This window comes from Stenotrophomonas sp. SPM (genome assembly GCF_003105135.1).
GTDB lineage: Bacteria > Pseudomonadota > Gammaproteobacteria > Xanthomonadales > Xanthomonadaceae > Stenotrophomonas.
Genome location: NZ_QETL01000152.1, coordinates 1 through 6,595 on the forward strand (window position 1 = coordinate 1; position 6,595 = coordinate 6,595).

5 protein-coding genes are annotated in these 6,595 nt (G+C 66.2%); 2 read left to right on the forward strand and 3 right to left on the reverse strand.

Annotated features, from left to right (window positions below; all coding sequences use genetic code 11):
- A partial coding sequence (locus DCO49_RS20380; RefSeq protein ID WP_116865314.1) for a hypothetical protein occupies nt 1–475 on the forward strand: 475 nt, incomplete at its 5' end.
- Nucleotides 476–496: 21 nt separating this feature from the next.
- Here DCO49_RS20380 and clpB read toward each other — a convergent pair.
- Entirely contained in the window at nt 497–3,082 is a 2,586-nt protein-coding gene (gene clpB, locus DCO49_RS18990) for an ATP-dependent chaperone ClpB (RefSeq protein WP_116865315.1), read from the reverse strand.
- A gap of 172 nt (nt 3,083–3,254) precedes the next feature.
- Complete coding sequence (locus DCO49_RS18995; protein ID WP_243402783.1) at nt 3,255–4,076, reverse strand: DUF3014 domain-containing protein; 822 nt, start codon at nt 4,074–4,076, stop codon at nt 3,255–3,257.
- Between the two features lie 165 nt (nt 4,077–4,241).
- On the opposite strand from DCO49_RS18995, the gene DCO49_RS19000 reads away from it, so the two are divergent.
- Nucleotides 4,242–4,952, forward strand: coding sequence for a glutathione S-transferase (locus DCO49_RS19000; protein ID WP_116865316.1), 711 nt, complete (start codon nt 4,242–4,244; stop codon nt 4,950–4,952).
- Between the two features lie 26 nt (nt 4,953–4,978).
- On the opposite strand, the gene DCO49_RS19005 is transcribed toward DCO49_RS19000, so the two are convergent.
- Entirely contained in the window at nt 4,979–6,586 is a 1,608-nt protein-coding gene (locus tag DCO49_RS19005) for a hypothetical protein (RefSeq protein WP_116865317.1), read from the reverse strand.
- Nucleotides 6,587–6,595 lie beyond the last annotated feature (9 nt).

Below are 6,595 nucleotides of genomic sequence, written 5' to 3' on the forward strand. Positions count from 1 at the left end.
GTCGGCCGCGTTGAATGGGCTTGCACAATCACTGCCCGCGCAGTTCAAAGCCAGCGCCGATGCTGCCGTGGCTGGGGTGAGCCGGGACAGCACAACGGCCGTCAAACAGGCGTTGCTCGCGCCGGTGAGCGCCTATGAGCAGCAACTGGCGGCATCGGCCAAGGGTGTGGGCCGCAGCACCGAAGCACTGGCTGCGGAAATCAAGCGCTTGCAGCTCGCGTCGCGCGGCGTCGTCTGGAAGAGCGTGGCCACGGCCGTAACTGCCGTGGCGATCCTTCTCGGGGGTGCCGCGTGGCTGGGCGGTCAATATCGCGCGGAGATCGAGCGCAACCAGATCGAGGCCGCATTGCTGCGTGCCTACAACCGCGCCGACGTGGTGCTGTGCGGAAAAGAACAGCTTTGCGCCAACGTCGACACCCGCAGCAAAGGGATCGGCGAGGACGGGCGCTACCGACAGATTCGTCCCCGCCCGTAGACGGGGACGAACGCAACCGCATCACGCCTTGGCAAACACCAGGTGGCCGCCGTCGTTGCCGACCTCGATGGTATCGCCGTTGACGAACTCCCCCGAGAGGATCTTCTGCGCCAGCGGGTTCTCCAGCTGCGCCTGGATCGCACGCTTCAGCGGACGTGCGCCATACACCGGATCGAAACCGACGTTGCCGAGCAGGTCGAACGCTGCATCGGAGACCGCCAGCTTCAAGCCACGCTCGGCCAGGCGCCGCTCCAGGCCACGCATCTGGATGCGCGCGATCTGCTTGATCTGCTGCTTGTCCAGCGGATGGAACACCACGATGTCGTCCAAGCGGTTGATGAACTCCGGACGGAAGTGCGCCTGCACCACGCCCATCACCGCGGCCTTCATCTGCGTGTAGGCCTCCGGGCTGTCATCGCTGCCCATGTCCTGGATCTGGTGCGAGCCCAGGTTGGAGGTCATCACGATGACAGTGTTGCGGAAGTCCACGGTGCGGCCCTGGCCATCGGTCAGGCGGCCATCGTCCAGCACCTGCAGCAGGATGTTGAACACATCCGGGTGCGCCTTCTCCACCTCGTCCAACAGGATCAGCGAGTACGGGCGACGGCGCACGGCCTCGGTCAGGTAGCCACCTTCCTCGTAGCCCACGTAGCCCGGGGGCGCACCGATCAGGCGGGCGACGCTGTGCTTCTCCATGAACTCGCTCATGTCGATGCGGATCATCGCGTCGGCACTGTCGAACAGGAATTCGGCCAGCGACTTGCACAACTCGGTCTTGCCCACGCCGGTCGGGCCGAGGAACAGGAACGAGCCACCCGGACGGTTCGGATCGGACAGGCCGGCACGGGAGCGACGCACCGCATCGGAGACGACCTTGATCGCCTCTTCCTGGCCGACCACGCGGTTGTGCAGCACGTCTTCCATGCGCAGCAGCTTGTCGCGCTCGCCTTCCAGCATCTTGTTGACCGGGATGCCGGTCCAGCGCGAAACGACCTCGGCGATCTCCTCGTCGGTGACCTTGTCCTGCACCAGCTTGAAGTCGTTGGCATCCAGTTCCTGCGCAGCGGCCAACTGCTTTTCCAGCTGCGGCAGCAGGCCGTACTGGATCTCGCTCATGCGGGCGAAATCCTGGCGGCGCTGCGCGGCTTCCAGATCCAGCTTTGCCTGCTCGACCTGTTCCTTGATCTTTGTCGCGCCTTGGAGCGCAGCCTTCTCCGACTTCCAGATTTCGTTGAGGTCGGAGAACTCGCGCTCCAGGCCCTCGATCTCATTTTCAAGATCAGCCAGGCGCTGCCGCGAAGCATCGTCCTTTTCCTTCTTCAGCATCTCGCGCTGGATCTTCAGCTGGATCACCCGGCGTTCAAGGCGGTCCAGTTCCTCCGGCTTGGAGTCGATCTCCATGCGCAGGCGCGAGGCGGCCTCGTCCATCAGGTCGATGGCCTTGTCCGGCAGCTGGCGGTCGGTGATGTAGCGGTTGGACAGCGTGGCGGCGGCGACGATGGCCGGATCGGTGATTTCGACCCCGTGGTGCACCGCGTACTTTTCCTTCAGGCCACGCAGGATCGCGATGGTGTCCTCCACCGACGGCTCACCCACGAACACCTTCTGGAAGCGACGCTCCAGTGCAGCGTCCTTTTCGATGTACTTGCGGTACTCGTCCAGCGTGGTGGCACCCACGCAGTGCAGCTCGCCACGGGCCAGCGCCGGCTTGAGCATGTTGCCCGCATCCATTGCGCCATCGGCCTTGCCCGCACCGACCATGGTGTGCAGCTCGTCGATGAACAGGATGATCTGCCCTTCGCTCTTGGCCAGGTCGTTGAGCACGCCCTTCAGGCGCTCTTCGAATTCACCGCGGAACTTGGCGCCGGCGATCAGCGCGCCCATGTCCAGCGACAGCACGCGCTTGCCGCGCAGGCCCTCGGGCACTTCGTCGTTGATGATGCGCTGGGCCAGCCCTTCGACGATGGCGGTCTTGCCCACGCCGGGTTCGCCGATCAGCACCGGGTTGTTCTTGGTGCGGCGCTGCAGGACCTGGATGGTGCGACGGATTTCTTCATCGCGACCGATCACCGGGTCGAGCTTGCCGCTCTCGGCGCGCGCGGTCAGGTCGATGGTGTACTTCTCCAGCGCCTGTCGCTGTTCTTCGGCGTTTTCCGACTGCACGTTCTCTCCGCCACGCAGCTTGTCGATGGCGGTCTGCAGGCGCGCCTTGTCGGCACCGGCGGCGCGCAGCACCATGCCCAGCGTGCCGCTGTCCTCCAGGGCGGCCAGCACGAACCACTCGCTGGCGATGAAGGCATCGCCATTCTGCTGGGCCAGCTTGTCGGTGTGGTTGAGCAGGCGCCCGAGGTCATTGCCCATCGACACGTTGCCGGCCTGGCCGGACACCTTCGGCAGCGCATCCAGCGCCTCGGCCACGCGCTCGCGCAGCACCGGCACGTTCACGCCAGCCTGGGCCAGCAACGGGCGCGTACTGCCGCCCTGCTGGTCCAGCAGCGCGCTGAACAGGTGAACCGGTTCGATGATGCTGTTGTCGCGGCCCACGGCCAGCGACTGTGCGTCGGCCAGCGCCTGCTGGAAACGCGAAGTAAGCTTGTCCATTCGCATGGCGAATCCTCATCGGTCATCAGTGCCGGCCGCGCCGGCGATGCAGGGAAGATGCGGTTGCCCCACCCGGTTTCAAGGGCGGCTGCGACTGGGCATCCGAGCCGTTCAAGCGGTATCCAGCATGACCGATGGGGTGTTGGCGGAGCGTTGATCTGGATCAGATCCCCCCCGGCTAGCGGGTAATGGCCCCGCGGATGGCGCGAAGCTGCTGCTTGACCCGCCTTTGCTGGTCCGCATTCAGCCGCAGCAGGGCCTTCTGCCCCACCGAGCGCGACTGCAGATCCGGATCGACGAAGCGATAGCGGCCTCGCTCATCACGCACCACGGCCGGCGGTCGCGCCGGTTCCGGGGTTTCCAGTAGATGGTCGATCACCGCCACCAAGCGGTCGTTGAAATACCCCTGCGGTCGGCCGAGGTCCACGTAGGCCTGCTGGATGAGCGGATAGAAGCGCTTGTACGCCCCACCTGCTGCCGCCGGATCGAGCGCGGTGAACGCCTGCACGTAGGGCGCATAGCGGGCCGCGTTGCCTGCGGCGATCTGCTCGCCGTTCTTGCCGGCTTCCACCTGCAGGCTGCCGGGCAGCGGCCGCGTGGCCAGCGCAGACGGCGGCACGCTGGTCTTGTCCAGATTGTCCACGTGGGTGACCAGGCGTTGGATCAGGTGGTCACGCATCAACAGGGCGAGTCCGCTTTCGCCTTGGAACAGGCCACTCAGCGCGGCCCACGCTGCGGTGTCGCTGTCTTCCATCTTCGGCAGCGCGGGGTCGGCTGCAGCGTCGGTGTCCAGCGGATGCTGGATGGCGGGTGTCGACGACGCGGGTTCAGCCGTGGGCGCCGCAGGTGGCGCCGCCGTCGAAGGCGCGGCTGCCTGGGTGGGCACCTCCACGCGATCCGCCAGGTCCTGCCACTGGTCGCGGAACAGCCACGCGCCCGCACCGCCTACCACCACCACGCCCAGTACCCAGGGCCACACCGCTTTTCCACTCTTCTGCATGACGCAGTACCTAGCTTTTTCACGTGCACGACCCGAGTATGACCCCCTTCGTCGCAGGCGGTTCCCCCGCTGTTTGGCCTGCGTTGTTCTTTGCATGAACGCCATGCTCACGCCTGCTTTGCAAGCGGCACGCGAGTCTGCATGAAATTCCTCACGGAGATCGACATGCACTACGCGCTGTATTACTGGACCGGCATCCAGGGCCGTGGCGAGTTCGTGCGGCTGGCGCTGGAAGATGCCGGTGCCGCGTACGAGGACATGGCACGCATCCATGGCGATACGGTGATGGAGCCGTTCCTGCGCGGCCAGACCGAGGGCGGCCAACCCTTCGCACCACCGTTCCTGAAAGCCGGGCGCCAGGTGATCGCGCAGGTCGCGGCGATCCTGGATTTCCTCGGCCCCACGCTGGATCTGGTGCCGCATGCCGCTTCACGCCGGATGCAGGCGCTACAGCTGCAGTTGACCATCGCCGACCTGGTGGCGGAAGTACACGACACCCATCATCCGATTGCCGCATCGAAGTATTACGAGGACCAGAAAGCCGAGGCAAAGGCGCGCGCCACGGCGATGCGCAGCGAGCGCTTGCCGAAGTTCCTTGGCTATTTCGAGCAGGTGATCGAGGCCAATGGTGGCCGCCACCCGCTGCGCGAGCATTCCTATGTGGATCTCTCGCTGTTCCAGCTGCTGAGCGGGCTGGATTACATGTTCCCGAAGCGGATGCAGGCCTTGTCGCCCACCCTGCCCCTGCTGCGGGCGCTGCAGGAGCGGGTGTCGAAGCGGCCGAACATCGCCGCTTATCTCGCCTCGGAGCGGCGACTGGCGTTCAACACCAACGGCATTTTCCGCCATTACCCCGAGCTGGATCGCGAGACCTGACGCCGGGCACGGCCCGGCGTATGCGTTCAATGGCCGGTGTCAGCCAACGGCTTCACCGGCTGCTTCTGCAGCGACAGCAGCCCCAGCAGCAGGGCCAGCGCCACGTAGGCGCCCGCGAACTGCCAGCTGATGATGCGCGCCAGACCCTGCAGGTCCCACGGCAGGTAGATGCCACCGCGCGGGTCGACCGAATGGATCAGGCCGAACAGGGTCAGCCCCGCCGCTACCAGCAGGAAACCGCAGGCGCGGCGCAGGCGGCCATCGACCATCGCCGATACGGTGGCAATCCACAGCATCGAGGTGATGATGAAGCCGTTACCCAGCGCGAAGATCACCGCCAGCTCCGGCAGGCCATGGCCGTCGACGTGGGTCAGCAGCGCGCCCATCTGATCGGCGGGAATCCAGCCCGGCGCCTTGATCGCCAGCAGGTAGGCCGCCGACGGCAGGAAGCCCAGCACCATCGCACCGGCATGCTGGCGTGGGGTGGCCTGGAAGGCCTGGGTGGTGATGTCGATGGACACGTAGACGATGATCGGTGCCAGCACTGCCAGCGGCAGCCACTGCACCAGCCCGGAGATGATGCCGAGCATGCCGCCGATGCCGACGAACAGGCCGGTCAGCAGCGTGTAGCCGCTGCGTGCGCCCATGTGCTTGTACGCCGGCTGGCCGATGTACGGAGTGGTCTGGGCGACGCCGCCGCAGACACCGGCCACCAGCGTGGCCACCGCTTCCACCAGCAGGATGTCGCGGGTGCGGTAGTCATCGCCGGCCGCGCGTGCGCTCTCTGAGACGTTGATGCCACCAACCACCATCAGCAGGCCGAACGGCAGCAGCAGCGGCAGGTAGGTCATCGCCGTCGGCAGGCCGTCGATGAAGCCAAGCGTGGGCAGCGGCAGCACCACCTGCGGCGGCACCCAGGCCGGCACCTGGAAGCCCGGCACGCCGAGCCCGGCCAGGCCGAGGCCGTAATAGAGGACGGTACCGAACACGAAGGCCAGCAGCACGCCCGGTCCACGAATCGGCAGTTTGCCCTTGGCGATCAGCACGTACAGCAGCAGGCCCAGCGTTGTGAAGCCGACCAGCGGCGAACGCAGGGTTTCCAGCAGCGGCAGCAGGCCCATCAGCACCAGGGCGATGCCGGCGATGGAACCCAGCAGCGCCGCACGCGGCAGCGCGCGGGTTACCGCTTCACCGAAGAAGGACAGGATCAGCTTCAGCACGCCCATGATGACCAGCGCGGCCATGCCCAGCTGCCAGGTGGCGATGGCTGCGGCATGCGGGTCCATGCCCTGCTGCTTGAAGGCGACGAAGGCCGGGCCGAGCACCAGCAGGGCCATGCCGATGCTGGTCGGCGCATCCAGGCCCAGCGGCATGGCGGTGACATCATCGCGGCCGGTGCGCGCGGCCAGGCGGCGCGCCATCAGGGTGTAGAGCAGGTTGCCGACCAGAACACCGAAGGCGGTACCGGGGAACATGCGGCCAAACACCACGTCGGCGGGGAACTGGAACATGCCGATGAGGGCCATGGCGATGAAGCCCAGGATGGACAGGTTGTCGACGACCAGGCCGAAGAAGCCATTGAAGTCGCCGGCGACGAACCAGCGGCGTGCTGTGGCGGGAGCGGGAGCGGACATGGAAGGGGC

What these genes read in the sequence shown, in the direction of transcription:
- clpB (WP_116865315.1), bottom strand. Translation starts at nt 3,082, where the DNA reads ATGCGAATGGACAAGCTTACTTCGCGTTTCCAGCAGGCGCTGGCCGAC.
- DCO49_RS18995 (WP_243402783.1), bottom strand. Translation starts at nt 4,076, where the DNA reads ATGCAGAAGAGTGGAAAAGCGGTGTGGCCCTGGGTACTGGGCGTGGTG.
- DCO49_RS19000 (WP_116865316.1), top strand. Translation starts at nt 4,242, where the DNA reads ATGCACTACGCGCTGTATTACTGGACCGGCATCCAGGGCCGTGGCGAG.
- DCO49_RS19005 (WP_116865317.1), bottom strand. Translation starts at nt 6,586, where the DNA reads ATGTCCGCTCCCGCTCCCGCCACAGCACGCCGCTGGTTCGTCGCCGGC.